Here is a 16,597-nt window from a genome sequence, read left to right as displayed (position 1 = left end):
GACCGTCGCTTCGGAGCGGGCGCGGGCCTATTCGACCTTGGCCCAGTCGAGCGTGCGCTCCACGGCACGCTTCCAGTCCGCGTACCCCTGCGCCCGCTGGTCCTCGGACCATTGGGGCTCCCAGCGCTTGGACTCCTGCCAGTGGGTGCGCAGTTCGTCGGTGTCACGCCAGAAGCCGGTGGCCAGACCGGCCGCGTAGGCGGCACCCAGCGCGGTCGTCTCGGCGACGACGGGCCGGCTGACCGGTACGCCGAGGACGTCGGCCTGGATCTGCATGCACAGGTCGTTGGCCGTCACACCGCCGTCGACCTTGAGCACGTCCAGGTGGACGCCGGAGTCCTGCTCCATGGCCTCGACCACGTCGCGGCTCTGGTAGCAGATGGCCTCCAGAGTGGCCCGTGCCAGGTGTCCGTTGTCGTTGTAGCGGGCGAGGCCGACGATCGCGCCGCGGGCGTCGGAGCGCCAGTACGGGGCGAACAGACCTGAGAAGGCCGGGACGAAGTACATGCCGCCGTTGTCGTTCACCGTGCGGGCCAGCGTCTCGCTCTCGGCCGCCGTCTTGATGATCTTCATCTGGTCGCGCAGCCACTGCACCGCGGAGCCGGTGACCGCGATGGAACCCTCCAGGGCGTAGACCGCTGGGCTGTCCCCGAACTGGTACGCCACGGTGGTCAGCAGGCCGTGTTCGGAGCGGACCAGTTCGGTACCGGTGTTCAGCACCAGGAAGTTGCCGGTGCCATAGGTGTTCTTGGCCTCGCCGGGCGCGTAGCAGACCTGCCCGACGGTTGCCGCCTGCTGATCGCCGAGGACCCCGGTGATGGGGATGGCGGCCCTCAGCGGCCGCGAGGTGCGGGTCACGCCGAACGCCTCCCGGTGGGAGGACGGGTTGATGGTGGGCAGCATCGACCGCGGGATGTCGAAGAAGCCCAGCAACTCGTCGTCCCAGTCGAGGGTTTCGAGGTTCATCAGCATGGTGCGGCTGGCGTTGGTCACGTCGGTGGCGTGGATGCCGCCGTCGGGCCCGCCCGTGAGGTTCCACAGGATCCACGCGTCGGTGTTGCCGAACAGGGCGTGGCCCCGGTCCGCCGCCTCGCGGACACCGTCGACGTTCTCCAGGATCCACTGGATCTTGCCGCCGGAGAAGTACGTCGCCGGCGGCAGTCCCGCCTTGCGGCGGATCACGTCGCCCTGGCCCGATCGCTCCAGGGCGGCCGCGATCGAGTCGGTGCGGGTGTCCTGCCAGACGATGGCGTTGTAGTATGGACGGCCATTGCGGGGATCCCAGACGACGGTCGTCTCCCGCTGGTTGGTGATGCCGATCGCCGCCAGGTCTTCCGGCGACAGGTTCCCGTGGCGGAGGGCGTTCTGGATCACCGAGTTGGTGCGTTCCCAGATCTCCACCGGGTCGTGTTCGACCCAACCCGACCGCGGGAGGATCTGGGCGTGCTCCAGCTGGTGCCTCGCCACCTCGTTGCCGACGTGGTCGAAAATCATGAAACGGCTGCTCGTGGTTCCCTGGTCCACCGCGCCGACGAAGTCCGCCATGGCATTCCGCCTCTTCTGTGGGAAGGAGTGGGTGCCGGCCTCACACGAGGCCGGTCAGCCCTCGGGGGTGGGAACGCGACCGGGCGGCTCCGGTTCCGCGGTCGGCAGGAACCGGCCGACGAAGAACTTGTACACGAAGGCCCCCAGCAGACCGCCGATGAGCGGCCCGATGATCGGGACCCAGAAGTAGAAGTTCCCGTACTGGTCTCGCCAAGCTCCGCCGTAGCCGGTGAGGAAACTCGCCAGCCTCGGACCGAAGTCGCGCGCGGGGTTGATGGCGTAGCCCGCGTCGGTGCCCCAGGCCATGCCGATCGCCACGACGACCAGGCCGATGATGAACGGGGCCAGATTGGCGCCGGGGGGCGTGTTCAGCAGGTCGGTGATCGCCAGGATCAGCAGCAGCAGGATCGCGGTACCGATGATCTGGTCCCGGAACGCGCCCCACTCGTGGACCGGCAGATTCGGGTTGCCGTTGGCCGGCAGCGTGGAGAACACGCCCTGCGTCTTGATGGTGTGGCCGGGGTCCGCCTTCGCCAGTGCCTCGGTGTAGTTCCACCGCACCAGCAGCGCCGCCACGAAGGCACCCGCCGTCTGGGCCAGCGCGTAGGGCGCCACCTTGCTCCAGGGGAAACCCTTGAACACGGCAAGGGCCAGCGTCACCGCGGGATTGAGGTGAGCACCACTCAGCCGTGCCGCCACGTAGACGCCGAGGGTGACGCCGAGGCCCCATGCCCAAGCGATGCTGTCGTGGTTTCCGAGACCGCCCGGGGGGTCCGTAAGGGCTCCGCCGGCGACCACTTGGGCCACCACGCCGCAACCGAAGAGGATGAGAATCATGGTGCCGAGGAATTCGGCCGACATTTCTCCGACCAGCCCCAGCCTTTTGAGCCGCTCAGCCATGCGAGCCTGCTTCCCGCCGGCTCTGGACCGGCCCGTCGCTCGACCCCCCAAGTGATCCACGCATCATCGTAAACCGGCCCGAAGTGCTCCGCGCGTCCAGCGCCTTCGTACGGGTGGCGACCAAGTCAGCGACCGCGAAATCCGCAAGACGCGACCTAGAGGCGGACGATGACCAGGGCGATGTCGTCGCGGGCGCCTCCGGCGACACCGAGGCGCGCCAGGAGGGCGTCGGCCAGGCGCTCGGGGCTGAGGTGGCGCAGGCCGGTCAGGGCGGCGGTGAGCCGGTTCAAGCTGGTGTCGATGTCTTCGTCACGGCGTTCGATCAGACCGTCGGTGTAGAGGACGAGGGTGTCGCCGCGTCGGTACGCGGCGCCGGCCTGGGGGCGGGGTACGTGCTCGGGCCGGGCGCCCAGGGGCGGGTCCGTGGCCTGGTCCAGTAGTTCAAAGGTGCCGTCGGCATGAGTGAGGACGGGCGGGGGGTGACCGGCGCTGGAGTAGACGATCAGTTTCGAGCGGGCGTCGACCAGTACCGTGACCGCGGTCGCGGCAAGGGCGTCGTGCACCGACCGGGCGTAAAGGCCGAGCACTTCCAGGGCCTGGGCCGGTCCGGCGACCGCGCGGCTGGCCGCGGAGAGAGCGCTGCGCAGCATGCCCATGACGGTGGCGGCTTCGAGTCCGTGGCCGACGACGTCACCGACGGCCAGGGTGAACCTGTCGTCCGCCAGGTCGACGGCGTCGTACCAGTCCCCGCAGACGTTGAGTGAGCCGATGGCGGGCAGGTAGCGCACGGCGACGTCCGGGTGGTGGGCCAGGTCCGGGGTGTGCAGCATCGCTTCCTGCAGGGTGATGGCGACCTGCCGTTCGCGGGCGTGCGCGGCACGTAGTTCCTCGTTGAGACGCTGCAGTTCGCGCGCACGGGCGTACAGCTCGCTCTCCATGGACGTCGCCCGCCCGGGGAGGGGTTGCGTGGGCTGGTTGTCGCGGGCGCGAACGAAACTGGTGACGTCCTCGACCCGGTGAATGATCCACGCCACTCGCCCGCCCTCGTCGAGGACGGGCGAGTTGACCGGGGACCACCAGCGTTCTTCGAAGACTCCGGCCTGCCCGGCGAGAGGGATGTCGTACTTCTGCACGGCCATGGTGTCCGGTTCGCGGGTGGCCAGAACACGCTGCAGCGATGCGGAGAGATTGCGGACGCCGTCTGCATGGGGGTCGGCGGGGTTGTCCGGAAAGGCGTCGAACAGGTACTGCCCCAACAGGTCGTCGCGGGTGCGGCCGGTCGCATGACAGTACGACTCGTTGACGCCCACGATCATGAGCCCCGGGTTCAGCACCAGGTAGGGACTGGGAGTGGCGGCAAACAACGCCGCGTAGTCGATTTCCCCCGGGACCGTCTGCCCTCCGCCGGCTGCAGAAATGGCCACCCCTTCAATCTACGAGCTCGCGGAGGACTGCGCCCCTCGGAGGTCCGTCGTCAGGGCGCCCAGGGCAGTCGCACCGCCTCGATCTCGGGGTCTTTCAGCAGCGCTTCAATGAGAGCGCGCGGCCCAGCGACCTTGGTGGCCCACAGGTCGTAGTCGGTACACAGGACCCAGGACCGGTCCACTGGCCAGAGGTTGGAGGGGCTGAAGCCGGCCTCGGGGTTGTCGTAGAGGATCGCGGCATCGCCGAGGCGGCCGGTCCGTACATGGTGGTGGTCGAAGTCGGCGGCCGCGAGCATCAGCGGATTGTAGTAGGCCAGGCAGGGGGTGTCCGGACCTGTGGGGCTCTTCTCGGTCAGGACGGTGATCAGCCGGTTCCAGCTTTCCCGGTCCAGGCTCCCCTCAGTGGGCGGGATCATCCCGAGCGGCCAGCTGCCCGCCTTCCTGGCCGAGGGAAAGCAGTGGTGTGAGGGAAGCGATCCCTCGGGCACGAGGGGATCGCCGGTGCGCCGGGCGAGCTCCGCCCAGCGCAGCCGCCGCCAGCCGCGGCCGGGGTGCTCGGCGCGGCCCAGGCCGCCTCCCGTGGTGATGCCCACTTCGAGGTCGACACCCGCAAAGCTGCCGCGGTGCACGGTCCCGTCCGCCAGACGCGCCTGGCGGTCCTCGTCGTACGAGACCTCGGCCGGCCCCTGCTCGTGTTCGTACATGGCGTTGAGCACCCAGGCGGCATCGGGCATCGGCGGCGGCATGAACCCGGTCGTACCGTCGCCGCACAGCTCCAGCAACCAGTCGGCCGTACCGGACGGCGCGAGTGGCCACAGGCCGGACAGCGGGTTCGGTTCTTGGTGCACTCGCTCATGATCCCAGCCGCACCAGCGAACTTCCGCGAGGGCCCGGCCATACCGTCCCTCGACACCATATGAGCAGCCGACCCTCCGCTCCGCCTCACGCGGCCGCTCCCTGCCAGGGGAACGGCCGCGTCGCGGAGCCCGATGGTTCAGCGGTCGCCGGGCATGGTGCGGTCCTCTCGTGCGCCGGAGCGGCCACGGGTGTCGGTGCGGTCTCGGGCGGCGGAGGCGGCGGCGACGGCGAGGAGAGTCGCGACGGCGCCGGTGATGAGGTTGCTGGTGATGGAGCGGGTGTGGGCGACGTCCCCTGCGACGACCCAGGGGGCGATGCAGGTCCAGATGCCGATGGCGGCCGCGGCCCAGGCCATGGAGTGGGTGCGCTCGTAGGAGTTGCCGAGACCGCCGAGGAGCAACGCGTAGGCGATGCCGGTGATGAGGTTGGTGACGGCCAGTGTGGTGAAGCCGTTGAAGCCGGCTATCCACGGCGACGCGGCGAGGTACAGGCCGGTGACGAGGGCGAGGGCCTCGATCATCTGGGCCCGTGGGGTCGTGACGGCGCGGTCGTGACGGGCGCGCAGTTCCATCAGGTCGGGGTGCTCTTCGATGGGTGCGCGGTGGATTGAAGCCATGATTGCCTCCGAGAGAAGTGTTCACCCACCGACTACCCATAAAATCGTCATAAACAGGCAAATGGGTCATTCTCTTGGTCGCGGCCATCAGGTCCGCCGTGAAGCGGCCATGACCCTGCCCCCCGGGGGCCACGTCCTCGGGACCCGCCACGGTCCCGGACCGGCCCCGACGCAAGCCCCCGGTCCCCTATGCCCACCGAGGCGGCGCGGATACCGGACGGCGGCAGCTGTCCCGTGTCCGAGGTCCTGGTCGTCACCTGACGTGCCGCGCGGCCTCGGGGGCGTGCGTCACCGATCCCGTACGACGATTCGGCGCCCGGTCACCTGACCGGGCGTCACGGTGATCCACAGGTCGCGCACACCACCGGCCCACGGCGCGCTGCGACTGTGTGTCTCGAGCCTCCGCACCGCTGCGGGTTCGGTGACCGCGCGGGCGTCACCGACGACGAGGACGCTCCATCCTCGGCTGAACGCGTCGTCGATGCGGTCCGCCTCGAAGGCGACCTTGTTACCGACGGCTCTGGCCGGCGCGGCGTCCGGGGACGTCCGGTAAGCGACCTCTGTGCCGAGGGTCAGGTAGTTGACCGGGAGGATGGCCGGTCCGGCCCCGGTGGTCACCGCGACGCGCCCCACGCCGTTGCTGCCCAGCAGTTCCCAGCACTCCGTCCGGCCGAGCTCCACCAGCTCGGGGTGGTATGCGGCCTGGCCCGTGCCGGGTGGAAGGTCGATGTTGCCGCCGGTGAGTTCGTCGACGCTCGTTTCGAGGGCGTCGGCCAGACGGAGCAGAAAGCCGATGCCGTGCGTTGCGGGCTGCGTCTCCAGGTACTGGATGTACTCGGGCGCAGCGCTGGTGCGCAGGGCGACGTCTTCGCGGGACATGCCGAGCTCCTCGCGCCGCGCCGCCGCCCGCCTGCCCAGGTCACCACCCCTGGCGCGCGCCCCGGACGACGCCGGACCGGTCTGCGGTCGATCGGACATGACGGCTCACTTTCCTGTACGGGCACCGTTCACGCGGCGGGCGCGGAGCGAGGCCCATGGCAGTGCGGAGGGGTCCGTGTCCATTCACGCTAGGCACGGATCCGCGTCGTCGCACCAGGAGTCCGCGTCACCTGCTCGCCTGGCCCCGGTGGCCTTGAGGGCCGCGCGCCCGGCTTCTAACGTGCGAGCGGCCCCATGCCGCAGTGGGACCGCTACGGCCGGGACTCCCGCACGACGATGGCCCTCGACTCGGTCACCACAGCCATCGAGGACATCGCCGGATACTGGCGCCTCCTGCACCATCCGGCGGTGCCGTAGCCACACCGCCGCGAAGGTGGTCGGTCGGTTTCATTCCGCGCGGCCGTCCTCGCCCCCTGTACGCCCGGCCGACGGGGAACAGGGGGCGGCGACACCCTAGGAGGCGGGCGGCGCCTCTTCCAGGCCGGTGACCTGCTGTACGTGCAGGAGGCTGGGCGTGGCGAGCACGTCGTGCAGTTGCTGGAAGATCTGACGCGCGGCAACCGCGTTCCAGTCCGGCGGGAGCAGCTCGCTCGGCAGCCCGGGGTCGAGGTAGGGCAGTCGGCGCCATTGGGTGAGCATGGGGACGTAGTGACGGAAGGCCTCGCCGCCGTCGATGTCGCGCTGCTGCGCGAGTCCCGCGGCGACGGGACCGTACGCGTCGGCGAACGTGGCGTACTGCGCTTGGATCGCCGGGAAGTCCCACCACGAGCTGACCGTCTCCGGCAGGTCGCTGAAGGCGGCGTAGTCCGCGGCGAACAGGTGGACGTAGTCGCTGAGCCCGCGCCGGATGAGCATGTCGCGGGCGTCGCCGAGGAGCCGGCCGGGCGCCAGCCACACGCCGGGGGCGATGTTGCCGAAGCCGAGCCAGGTCAGCCGGGTGCGCAGCTGGTAGCGGTACGAGCGCTCGGACTCCGGTACGGAGAAGACGGCCATCGCCCAGCCGTCGCTGAGCTTCGCCGGTTCCAGGCTGCCGAAGATGCGCCGGTCGCCCTCGTCGAAGACGGGGTGCGCGGCCGGGCTGAGCCGATAGCCGGTGGCGCCGCGGCGTTCCGGTTCGAGTACGCCCTTCTTCTTGAGCCGGGAGATCGCCGAGCGTGCGGCCGGGCCGTCGACGTCCAGCTCGGACATCAGGGTGATCAGGTCGGCGACGGAGACCCAGCCGCCGAGGCGGCGCGCGAACGCCCCGTAGACCGTGTTGATCAACGAGCTGGGCCTGAGGGGACTGTCCGCCATGATCGCCTTCCGTCGTCTGCGGTCGCGATCCTACCGAGCCTGGCGGAGGGGGCTCCGGCCAGGTCACGGCGGGCGGGGTGTGCGACGACGGGGCGGCGTGGCGCCGTCACCGCTCGGTGGACGACTGCCGCACCGGCGGCGTTTCCGCGTAGGCGCCGGACAGGAGATGACCCGCGCCAGGTGCCACGGCCGGGAGGTCCAGGGCGCGCAGCATCTGGTGGGCGGTGCACACGGCCGCCGAGACGACCGGCTTGCCGAGGAGCTGTTCGGCTTCGTCGATGGCGCCCAGTGAGGGCATTTGGACGCAGGCGGAGAGCACCACGGCGTCGGCGTCGCTGTGGTCCAGGGCCTTGGCAAGCCCGGGCAGGCGTGCGGGGTCGTGTGCGGCGACGTCGAGGTTGTTGGGGATCTCCAGGGCCCGGTAGTCGAGCACCTCGATGCCCTCGTGGGTGAGGTAGTCGACGACGGTCTTCGTCAGCGGGCGCATGTACGGAGCGATCAGGGCGATCTTCTTCGCCTTGAGGGTCTGCAGCCCGTGCACAAGGGCTCCGGCGCTGGTGACGACGGGGGCGGGGGCGCCGTTCTCCACGGTGCGGCCGTGCAGGCGTTCCTCGGAGGTGCGGTGGTAGCCGAGCCCCATGCTCATGATGGCCACCAGGCAGGCGTAGCCCAGCACGTCCACGTGCGCGTCGGAGAGCTCGACGGCGCAGCGGTCCGAGTCGGCGTCCATGGCCTTGAGCTGATCCGGGGTGACGTGGGTCATCCGCATCCGGCTGGAGTGGAAGGTGAAGCGTTCCGGCGCGATGGTTTCCCGGGCGCGCAGGATCGCGGGGACCTCCGTCTCCATGGTGACGTTGGAGCTCGGCACGATCTGGCCGATGCGGTAGGTAAGGGGGGTGCGGCGGGACATGTCGCTCCTCAGCGGGCGTCGATGACGGGGTTGGTCAGGGTGCCGATCAGCTCGACAGTGGCATCGACGGTGTCGCCGGGGACGAGGAACTCGGGCGGAACCATGCCGGCTCCCACGCCCGCGGGCGATCCGGTGGCGATGACGTCGCCGGGCTCCAGGGTGACGCCGGAGGAGATGTCGGCGATGAGGCGGGCGATGGGGAAGAGCATGTGGCGGGTGTTCGACTTCTGCTTGGTGACGCCGTTGACGCGCAGGGAGAGGTCGAGGTCCATCGGGTCCGGGATGTCGTCGGCCGTGACGACCGCAGGGCCGAACGGCGCGTAGGAGTCCTGGCCCTTGGAGAAGAACCACTGGCCGGAGCGGCGCTGGTCGCGGGCGCTGATGTCGTTGACGATGCTGAAGCCGAAGATGTGGTCGTACGCGTCCTCCTCACTCACCCGGAAGGCGGTGCGGCCGATGACGACGGCGAGTTCGCATTCCCAGTCCAGCTGGGTGGTGAGGTCGGCGTTGTGCAGGATGGGCTGTCCGGGGCCGGTGACGGCGGTGGCGGGCTTGCTGAAGAGCACGGGGCGCGTGGGCCGCTCCTTGCCGGTGTCCAGGCTGCGACTGGACTCCTCCACGTGCTCGACGTAGTTCAGCCCGACTCCGATGATCTTTCCGGGGCGCAGCGGGGCCCGCAGGGACACGGCCTCGATCCGGTGCACGGCCTCGGCGGGCCAGGCCGCGGGTCCGGCGGCCAGCAGGCCGCGCGCGGTCTCCTGCGCGGTGGCGCCGGCCCGGATGAACGACAGCAGGCCCACGGGCAGTTCCACGGCGGCCCGCTCGGCCAGGGTGGCGAGGTCGACGACGAGGTCGTCGACCTGTGCCCCGAGACGCACGGGCGCATCGTCGAGGGTGTAGCTGACCAGCCGCATGGGGGGCTCCTTGCGTAAGAAAAGGGGATGGTGCGGAGAGGCGGGTCGGCGGCGGCAATCAGGTGGCGCCGCCGCCGACCCGGCCCGGGCGGTGCGGGCGTCGCATCGCGCCCGGCTGGGTGCTCCGCCGCGCCGGCGCCGGTGTCAGGGCCGGCGGCGTCCGGTACGGCGGAGCGGTTCAGGCGGTGGGCTGGTGCCCGCCGTTGTCGGTGTACGCCTCTTCGCGGAGGAAGCCGAGGGAGCGCATGACGGGGAAGTCATTGAAGGAGAAGAGGCAGGCGTCCTCGGACTGGTCGAGGTTGTGGTGCTCGTGCCAGGCCCAGGAGGGCACGCAGAACATGTCGCCCTGCTGCCACTCGAAGCGCTGTCCGGCGATCACTGAAACACCGCGTCCCTTGGCGGCGGTGTAGATCACCGACCCGGTGTGGCGGTGTGCCTGGGTGGCCTGGCCCGGGCGCAGGAGCTGCATGTGGGCGCCCATGGTCGGCATGACGGAGCCGCCGGTGACAGGGTTGGTGTACTCGGCGATGGCCCCGTCGTACGGAGATCCCTCGGTCGCTTTCGCCAGGTTGCGCAGGGCCTCGTACGTGGGCTCCCAGGGGAAGGCGAGCAGCGGCGAGTACGGGCGGGTCCACTTCTCGACGCCGTACGGCAGCAGGTTCGCACCGTAGGTCAGCACGGAGGAGTTGATGACCTTTCCCGGAGTCTGGTACAGCTCGGGGTGGACCTCGTAGAAGCCGGCGTCCAGGGCGTTGACCAGCGGGATGTCGAGGCCGTCCTGCCAGATGACGGGGGCGTCGTCCGCTTCGTTCCCGTGCTCGTGCCAGGTGCCGTTCGGGGTGATCGCGAAGTCACCGGGTCCGACCTTCAGCTTCTGTCCGTCGACGATGGTCCATGCCCCGGTGCCCTCGTGGACGAAGCGGAGCGCGGCGGCCTGGTGGCGGTGGGCGGTCATGGCCTCGCCGGGGCCCATGATCTGCAGCCCGGTGTAGAGGAGTCCCACAGCGGCGCTGACGTCCTTGCGGCCCGGGTTGACGAGCATCACGACGCGGCGGCCGGCGTCGTCGGCCTTGACCAGGTCGAGGGCCTTGCGGACCAGGGGCCGCAGTTCGCTGTAGCGCCACAGCACGGGCACGGACTTCGGCTGGGGGTACCAGGGCTCGATGTCGTTGGCCACGGTCCAGAGCGCGCCGGCTTCCAGCTGGGCGAGCTCGCCGTAGAACGCGGTGAGTTCAAGGGAGTCGGACACCCGTGCTCGGCCCAGTCGGCTGTCGTCGTACTCGGTGGTCATGCGTCCTCCTTCGTGATGCCGGTGGTTTCGGTGGAGAGGGGTGAGAGGGGTGAGAAGGGCGTGGTGGTGTGCGCCGGATCCGTCGCGAAGGTCACCGGGGTGCGCGGGCGGTTGTCGACGTGGAGCTGGAAGACGTCGAACCGGTTGTAGTGGCCGACGATGTCGTGCATCTGCTTGGGCTGGATGCACTTGGCCAGATCGATCTCGGCGTACACGATGCCCTCGTCGTCGATCAGCGGCTCGGTCACGGGCCGGCCGTCGGGGCCGAAGATCCCCGACAGAGCGCTGCGGGGGCGGTCGAGCATGCGACGCACGTCCTCGTCGTCGCCCGCGATGGCGTCCACGATCTCCGGGGAGATCGTCGAGCAGGCCACGACGGAGAAGACCTTGCCCTCGAAGCTGTGGGCGGCGGTGCGGACCGCGATGGCGTCCGCCATGTCGTAGTCGGCGGGCGCCACGGGCAGGGCGATGTAGCAGGACGCGTGGACCAGTTCGCCCTGCGCGAGGAGGGTGAAGCGGGCCAGGGTGTTGGTGTTCTCCCCGCAGGCGAGCGCGCCGAGCGGGCCGACAGGGGTGGGGTGGACCTTCAGCGAACTGCCGTCACCTCCGGTCCAGGTCAGCTTCTCGGCCCAGGTCGGCACCAGCTTGCGGTGGATGCCGAGGAGAGTCCCGTCGGGTCCGATGGTGAGCAGGGTGTTGTAGAGGACGCCGAGGCTGTGTGGGCCGCGTTCGTTGACGCCGATGACGAGGACGATCCCGTACTGGCGGGCGGCAGCACGCAGTTGATCGACGTAAGGGCCGGGAACGTCGATGGCCGAGCGGTGGAGGCGCTCGAACCAGGGCGAGCCCTGGACCGGGTTCATCGTCCAGTTCCAGTACGGATAGCCGGGGACGAACACCTCGGGAAAGACGACCAGTTCGGCGCCGCCGGCCGCCGCCTCCGCGATGAGGGCGATCGCCTTGTCGACGGTCGCCGCGGCGTCCAGGTACACGGGAGCCGCCTGCACGGCCGCGGCGGTGAAGCGTGGCAGATTTTCCATCAGGTCTCCAGGGTCAGCAGGCGGACGCGGCAGCAGGAAGGCGCGGAACCCAGCGCTGGTGCACAGGGGCGGAAGCCTCGCGGAGCAGCTGGAGCCGGGGCGCGATCCGGTCGGTGCGCGCACCCGGCGGGCGGCCGCTGCCCGCCCGCCAGGAAGGGGGCCATGGCGCCGCCGGGCCGCTGTAACCCTGGGCGGCGGCGGCGTGGAGGGTCCACAGGGGGTCGTACAGCTGCGCCCGGCCGACGGCGCACAGGTCGGCCCGGCCGGCCAGGATGATCGAATTGACATCGTCGTACGTGGAGATCGCGCCTACGGCGATGGTGGGGATGTCCGTGGCGTTGCGGATCAGGTCCGCGTACGGAGTCTGGTAGCTGCGGCCGTAGCGGGGCCGCTCGTGGGCGACGACCTCACCGGTGGAGACGTCGATGGCGTCGGCGCCCGCCTCGGCGAGAGCCCGGGCGATCCCGACCGCGTCGGCCTCACTCAGACCGCCCTCCGCCCAGTCGGCAGCCGAGATCCGCACGAGCAGCGCCTTGCCGGCCGGCCACACCGCCCGTACGGCCCGTAGCACTTCCAGGGGGAAGCACAGCCGGCCGGCCAGGCTTCCGCCGTACTCGTCGGTGCGCTGATTGGTCAGCGGCGAGAGGAATCCGGAGATCAAGTGGCCGTGGCCGTACTGGAGTTCCAGAGCGTCGAAGCCTGCCCGGTCGGCTCGCTGGGCCGCGCGTACGAAGGCCCGTACGAGGGTGTCCATGTCGGCGCGGGTCACTTCGCGCGGTACCGGGCTCCGCTCGTCCCATGCCAGTGGGGAGGCGGCGATCACCGGCCCGTCGGCGTGGACCGCGGCGCGGCGGCCGGCGTGGGTGAGCTGGATGCCCAGGCAGGTGTCGAGTTGGCCGTGGACGAGGTCGGTGATGTGCCGCCAGGCGGCCTCCTGTTCGTCGGTGTACAGGCCGGGGCAGCCCGCGGTGGCGCGCCCGGCGGCGCTGACGGCGGTCATTCCGGCGAGCACGAGGCCGCTGCCGCCGAGGGCCTGGGTGCTCAGGTGGACGAGGTCGAAGTCGCCGGGGACTCCCTCGCGCGCGGTGTACAGCGCGGTGGGCGATACGACCACCCGGTTGCGCAGGAGCAGTCCGCCGAGCCGGAAGGGGCGGAACATGGGCGGCACGGGCGAGGAGGAGTTGACGGCGGTGGTGAACTCCTCGTCGCGTACGCGCAGGTTGTCATAGGTGACGCGGCGGCTGCGGGTGAGGAGGTTGAAGGCGAACTGCGGGGGCTCCTGAGCCGTGTACCGGCCGATGTTCTCGAACCATTCGAGACTGGCCTGGGCGGCTCGCTGGGTGGATTCGACGACCGGCCGGCGTTCGGTCTCGTACGCGGCGAGCGCCGAGGTCACGTCGGGGTGTTCGTGCAGGCAGGCGGCCAGGGCGAGCGCGTCCTCCATGGCGAGCTTGGTGCCGGAGCCGATGGAGAAGTGGGCGGTGTGCGCGGCGTCGCCGAGCAGGACGACGTTGCCGTGGCGCCAGGAGGCGTTGCGGACGGTCGTGAAGCGTATCCACTTCGAGGCGTTGGGTATCAGACGGTGGCCGTCGAGGTGTTCGGCGAGGATCTCCTCGCACCGCCGCACGCTCGCCTCGTCGCTCTCGCCGCGTGCGAACTCCCGGTCGGCGAACGCCTCGAAGCCCGCCCGCCGCCAGTCGTCCTCCGCGATCTCCACGATGAACGTGCTGCGCTTGTCGTCGTAGGGATAGGCGTGGACCTGGATGCTGCCGAAGTCCCGCTTCTCGACGATGAAGGTGAAGGCCTCGAAGACGCGGTCGGTGGACAGCCACATGTAGCGGCAGTGCCGCTCGTCCAGATCGGGGCGGAAGCTGTCGGCATACGCCTCTCGGGTCGTGGAGCGGATTCCGTCCGCGGCGACCACCAGGTCGTAGCCGGCGGAGAGCTCCTCGACGGGCGGCGCCTGGGTGCCGTAGCGCACCTCCACCCCGAGCTCCGCGCAACGCTTCTGCAGGATCTCCCGCAGCCGGTTGCGGTCCAGGGCGGCGAAGCCGTGGCCACCGGAGACGTGGACCTCACCGTCGTAACGGACGTCTATGTCGCTCCACCTGGCGAACTCCGCTGACATCGCCGCGAACGCGGCGGGATCAGCCTGCGCGATGCCGTCCAGTGTCTCGTCGGAAAAGACGACGCCGAAGCCGAACGCGTCATCGCGGGCGTTGCGCTCCCAGACCGTGACCTCCCACTCCGGTGAGAGCTGCTGAGCCAGGGCCGCGAAGTACAACCCGCCGGGGCCCCCTCCGATGACTGCTACATGCACGGTGTTCCTCCCAGTGGTTCCAGAAGCAGAATATGTTGTGTATTTGGCGATCGTCAAGAATCCAACACATCCTGTGGAGTGCAGTTGACGCGTCGCCTCGGATCACGCGAAGAGCTCGGGGGCCTGTGGACCGGACTTCGTGAGGGCCTCCCGCACGCCATCGGGCCAGGCCGTGGACCCGGTGGCACGTGAAGCCGAATGGGCGATGACCATGCGCCCGGTGGCTGCCGGCTCCTCCCCCTCACCGCGGACGGTGAAGGCGTAGTGCAGGGAGCTGGTTCCGACCTTGGTGATCTCCAGTTCGGTACGGACGGTCTCGCCGAACCAGAGCCGGGCCCGGTAGTCGGCGTCGAAGTGGACGCGGGGCGTGCTGCCGAAGAGATGGGCCAGCCCCAGTCGCCGCAGCAGGACCGCCTCTGCCGCCTCGACCCAGCGCACCACCGTGGAGTGGTGGTAGTGGCCGGCCGCGTCCGTGTCGGGCCATTCGACGCGCCGCTCGATGACGACGCTGGGCAGGTTCTGCGCGAGGGCTTCGGGGCATCCTGCGGCGCAGCTGTCCGTCGACGCGGGGGCTGCGTGCTGCGGGCTGGAGGTGTCCATGATCATGCCTTTCGTTCGGCCTCTAAGGGGTGTACTGGGCGCGCTTGCGCAGCTCGGCGCGCTGGAGCTTTCCAGTGCTGGTGCGCGGGAGATCGGGGACGAACTCGACGGCGCGCGGGTACTTGTAGGGCGCGACGGTCCGCTTCACGTGGTCCTGGAGTTCCTTCACCGTCGCCGCGTCGGGCACGACACCGGGGCACAGGACCACGTACGCCTTGACGAGCATTCCGCGCTTGTCGTCCGGGGCTCCGACGACGCCGCATTCCTCGACGTAGGGGTGGGTGGCGAGCGCCTTTTCGACCTCGGGGCCGGCGATGTTGTAGCCGGAGGAGACGATCATGTCGTCGCTCCGGGCCACGTACCAGAAGTAGCCGTCGGCGTCCCGGATGTAGGTGTCGCCGGTGATGTTCCAGCCGTTCCTGACGTACGTGCGCTGGCGCGGGTCGTCGAGGTAGCGGCACCCGGTGGGGCCGGTGACGGCGAGGAGGCCCGGCTCTCCGTCGGGTACGGGCTCGCCCGCCTCGTCGACGACCCGCGCCCGGTAGCCGGGGACCGGCCGGCCCGTGGCCCCAGGGCGTATGTCGCCGTCGGACGCCGAGATGAACACGTGGAGCATCTCGGTGGCGCCGATACCGTCGATGATGCCCAGCCCCGTCGCGGCGTGGAACTCCTCCCACACCGCCGCCGGCAGCGCCTCGCCGGCGGACACGCACCGGCGCAGGCCCGCCAGGCGGTCCACGACCCCGGCGGCCAGGATCGCCCGGTACGCGGTGGGCGCGGTGAACAGCACCGTGACGTCGTGTTCCGCGACGAGGTCGGCGAGCCGCTCGGGCGACGCCTGCTCGATCAGCAGCGTCGCCGCCCCGACGTGGAGGGGAAAGACGACCAGCCCACCGAGCCCGAAGGTGAACGCCAACGGCGGAGTTCCGGTGAACACGTCGTCATGCCGCGGCCTGAGGACATGCCGGGAGAACGTGTCGGCGTTGGCCAGTACGTCCCGGTGGAAGTGCAGGGTCGCCTTCGGCCGTCCGGTCGTTCCCGAAGTGAAGGCGATCAGGGCCACATCGTCGGCGGCCGTGACGACCGTGGAGAACCGCCCGTCCTTCGCGGCACACCGCGCGACCAGGTCCTCCTCGCCCGGACCGCCATAGGCCAGCACGGCCGGGCCGGAGGCGGGGGTGGCAGCGAGTTCGTCGAGATAGCGGTGGTCGCACACGGCCACGGTCGGCCGGCTGATCTCACAGAGCTCCGCGAGCTCGCCGGCGCGCAGCAGCGGCATGGTGGTGACGGCAACGCCGCCGGCCTTCAGCACCCCGAACCAGGAGGCCACGAGCCAGGGGTTGTTGGGTCCGCGCAACAGCACGCGATTTCCGGGGACGAGGCCGAAGTCCTCGGTCAGCACCCGGGCGACCTGGTTGGCGCGCTCCAACAGGTCGCCATAGGTCCACCGCTCCGTGGGAGTCAGCAGACAGGGCCGTTCGGCTCCCCAACGCCGGACGGCGTCGTCGAGCAGTCGCTGGGCGCAGTTGAGCCGGTCGGGGTAGCGCAACTCCGATAGATCGAAGTGCAGTTCGGGCCAGAGAGCGAAGGGTGGGAGCCGATCGCGACAGAACGTGTCGACATGAGCGGACGGGGAGAGCTCCATGGGGCGGCACCTCAATCTCGGGGCAGCGGGGAGAGTGAGGCAAGTATCTCGTTAAACTTGCGACCGTCAATGATACGCAATACGCGACTTTGTTAACAGCGTGTTACGCGGCCGCTCGCCGGCGCCGGGGGGCACCGGAGTCCTTGCCCAGGAATAGTTACACGTGTAATCTGCCAGGCATCAAGCCTGAAGAGGCCCGCCACCCGGACGCCTGACCGCACTTCCGGCGCTCCTGTCGCTGCAATGCGGCGCCGACGCAGCACGACGTCCCCCCATGCCTTCCGGTGCTCGCGTCGGTGAGG

Annotated in this window: 15 protein-coding genes; 1 reads left to right on the top strand and 14 read right to left on the bottom strand. The window is 70.0% G+C overall.

Annotated elements, in window-relative coordinates:
- Positions 1–27: 27 nt before the first annotated feature.
- The 6 genes from glpK to ACZ5VC_RS23400 all read right to left on the bottom strand — a co-directional run bounded on the left by glpK (position 28) and on the right by ACZ5VC_RS23400 (position 6,321).
- Positions 28–1,545, bottom strand: a complete 1,518-nt coding sequence (gene glpK / locus ACZ5VC_RS23425) for a glycerol kinase GlpK (protein WP_469121978.1) — start codon at positions 1,543–1,545, stop codon at positions 28–30.
- 54 nt (positions 1,546–1,599) lie between these two features.
- Positions 1,600–2,445 (bottom strand): MIP/aquaporin family protein, encoded by an 846-nt coding sequence (locus ACZ5VC_RS23420; protein ID WP_469121977.1) that lies wholly within the window; start codon positions 2,443–2,445, stop codon positions 1,600–1,602.
- Between the two features lie 155 nt (positions 2,446–2,600).
- Positions 2,601–3,869 (bottom strand): SpoIIE family protein phosphatase, encoded by a 1,269-nt coding sequence (locus ACZ5VC_RS23415; RefSeq protein ID WP_469121976.1) that lies wholly within the window; start codon positions 3,867–3,869, stop codon positions 2,601–2,603.
- Between the two features lie 50 nt (positions 3,870–3,919).
- Positions 3,920–4,717, bottom strand: a complete 798-nt coding sequence (locus ACZ5VC_RS23410) for a hypothetical protein (protein ID WP_469121975.1) — start codon at positions 4,715–4,717, stop codon at positions 3,920–3,922.
- 146 nt (positions 4,718–4,863) lie between these two features.
- Complete coding sequence (locus ACZ5VC_RS23405) at positions 4,864–5,343, bottom strand: SPW repeat protein (RefSeq protein WP_469121974.1); 480 nt, start codon at positions 5,341–5,343, stop codon at positions 4,864–4,866.
- A 288-nt stretch (positions 5,344–5,631) separates the two neighbouring features.
- A complete protein-coding gene (locus ACZ5VC_RS23400) occupies positions 5,632–6,321 on the bottom strand; it encodes a helix-turn-helix domain-containing protein (protein WP_469121973.1) in 690 nt (229 codons plus the stop codon).
- Positions 6,322–6,516: 195 nt separating this feature from the next.
- Here ACZ5VC_RS23400 and ACZ5VC_RS23395 point away from each other — a divergent pair, with 195 nt between their 5' ends.
- Positions 6,517–6,639, top strand: coding sequence for a hypothetical protein (locus tag ACZ5VC_RS23395; protein WP_469121972.1), 123 nt, complete (start codon positions 6,517–6,519; stop codon positions 6,637–6,639).
- A 96-nt stretch (positions 6,640–6,735) separates the two neighbouring features.
- Here the strand turns inward: ACZ5VC_RS23395 and ACZ5VC_RS23390 are convergent, their stop codons facing one another.
- The 8 genes from ACZ5VC_RS23390 to ACZ5VC_RS23355 form a co-directional block, all read right to left on the bottom strand.
- Positions 6,736–7,575, bottom strand: a complete 840-nt coding sequence (locus ACZ5VC_RS23390; RefSeq protein WP_469121971.1) for a PaaX family transcriptional regulator — start codon at positions 7,573–7,575, stop codon at positions 6,736–6,738.
- A 106-nt stretch (positions 7,576–7,681) separates the two neighbouring features.
- Positions 7,682–8,485 carry a maleate cis-trans isomerase family protein gene (locus ACZ5VC_RS23385; RefSeq protein ID WP_469121970.1) on the bottom strand — a complete coding sequence of 268 codons (804 nt, stop codon included), beginning with the start codon at positions 8,483–8,485 and terminating at the stop codon, positions 7,682–7,684.
- A gap of 8 nt (positions 8,486–8,493) precedes the next feature.
- Entirely contained in the window at positions 8,494–9,399 is a 906-nt protein-coding gene (locus ACZ5VC_RS23380; RefSeq protein ID WP_469121969.1) for a fumarylacetoacetate hydrolase family protein, read from the bottom strand.
- A gap of 178 nt (positions 9,400–9,577) precedes the next feature.
- On the bottom strand, positions 9,578–10,690 hold the full coding sequence (locus tag ACZ5VC_RS23375) for a cupin domain-containing protein (protein ID WP_469121968.1): 1,113 nt from the start codon (positions 10,688–10,690) through the stop codon (positions 9,578–9,580).
- A complete protein-coding gene (locus tag ACZ5VC_RS23370; protein WP_469121967.1) occupies positions 10,687–11,730 on the bottom strand; it encodes a carbon-nitrogen hydrolase family protein in 1,044 nt (347 codons plus the stop codon). Before ACZ5VC_RS23370 ends, ACZ5VC_RS23375 begins: the two co-directional genes overlap by 4 nt.
- A 13-nt stretch (positions 11,731–11,743) precedes the next feature.
- On the bottom strand, positions 11,744–14,050 hold the full coding sequence (locus ACZ5VC_RS23365; RefSeq protein WP_469121966.1) for an oxidoreductase: 2,307 nt from the start codon (positions 14,048–14,050) through the stop codon (positions 11,744–11,746).
- A gap of 102 nt (positions 14,051–14,152) precedes the next feature.
- Positions 14,153–14,650, bottom strand: a complete 498-nt coding sequence (locus ACZ5VC_RS23360) for an acyl-CoA thioesterase (RefSeq protein ID WP_469121965.1) — start codon at positions 14,648–14,650, stop codon at positions 14,153–14,155.
- Positions 14,651–14,672: 22 nt separating this feature from the next.
- Entirely contained in the window at positions 14,673–16,295 is a 1,623-nt protein-coding gene (locus tag ACZ5VC_RS23355) for an AMP-binding protein (RefSeq protein WP_469121964.1), read from the bottom strand.
- Positions 16,296–16,597 lie beyond the last annotated feature (302 nt).

Source organism: Streptomyces sp. NPDC033174 (assembly GCF_055577795.1).
This window is presented reverse-complemented; position numbering and strand designations above follow the sequence as displayed.

What these genes read in the sequence shown, in the direction of transcription:
- glpK (WP_469121978.1), bottom strand. Translation starts at nt 1,545, where the DNA reads ATGGCGGACTTCGTCGGCGCGGTGGACCAGGGAACCACGAGCAGCCGT.
- ACZ5VC_RS23420 (WP_469121977.1), bottom strand. Translation starts at nt 2,445, where the DNA reads ATGGCTGAGCGGCTCAAAAGGCTGGGGCTGGTCGGAGAAATGTCGGCC.
- ACZ5VC_RS23405 (WP_469121974.1), bottom strand. Translation starts at nt 5,343, where the DNA reads ATGGCTTCAATCCACCGCGCACCCATCGAAGAGCACCCCGACCTGATG.
- ACZ5VC_RS23400 (WP_469121973.1), bottom strand. Translation starts at nt 6,321, where the DNA reads ATGTCCGATCGACCGCAGACCGGTCCGGCGTCGTCCGGGGCGCGCGCC.
- ACZ5VC_RS23395 (WP_469121972.1), top strand. Translation starts at nt 6,517, where the DNA reads ATGCCGCAGTGGGACCGCTACGGCCGGGACTCCCGCACGACGATGGCC.
- ACZ5VC_RS23390 (WP_469121971.1), bottom strand. Translation starts at nt 7,575, where the DNA reads ATGGCGGACAGTCCCCTCAGGCCCAGCTCGTTGATCAACACGGTCTAC.
- ACZ5VC_RS23385 (WP_469121970.1), bottom strand. Translation starts at nt 8,485, where the DNA reads ATGTCCCGCCGCACCCCCCTTACCTACCGCATCGGCCAGATCGTGCCG.
- ACZ5VC_RS23380 (WP_469121969.1), bottom strand. Translation starts at nt 9,399, where the DNA reads ATGCGGCTGGTCAGCTACACCCTCGACGATGCGCCCGTGCGTCTCGGG.
- ACZ5VC_RS23375 (WP_469121968.1), bottom strand. Translation starts at nt 10,690, where the DNA reads ATGACCACCGAGTACGACGACAGCCGACTGGGCCGAGCACGGGTGTCC.
- ACZ5VC_RS23370 (WP_469121967.1), bottom strand. Translation starts at nt 11,730, where the DNA reads ATGGAAAATCTGCCACGCTTCACCGCCGCGGCCGTGCAGGCGGCTCCC.
- ACZ5VC_RS23360 (WP_469121965.1), bottom strand. Translation starts at nt 14,650, where the DNA reads ATGGACACCTCCAGCCCGCAGCACGCAGCCCCCGCGTCGACGGACAGC.
- ACZ5VC_RS23355 (WP_469121964.1), bottom strand. Translation starts at nt 16,295, where the DNA reads ATGGAGCTCTCCCCGTCCGCTCATGTCGACACGTTCTGTCGCGATCGG.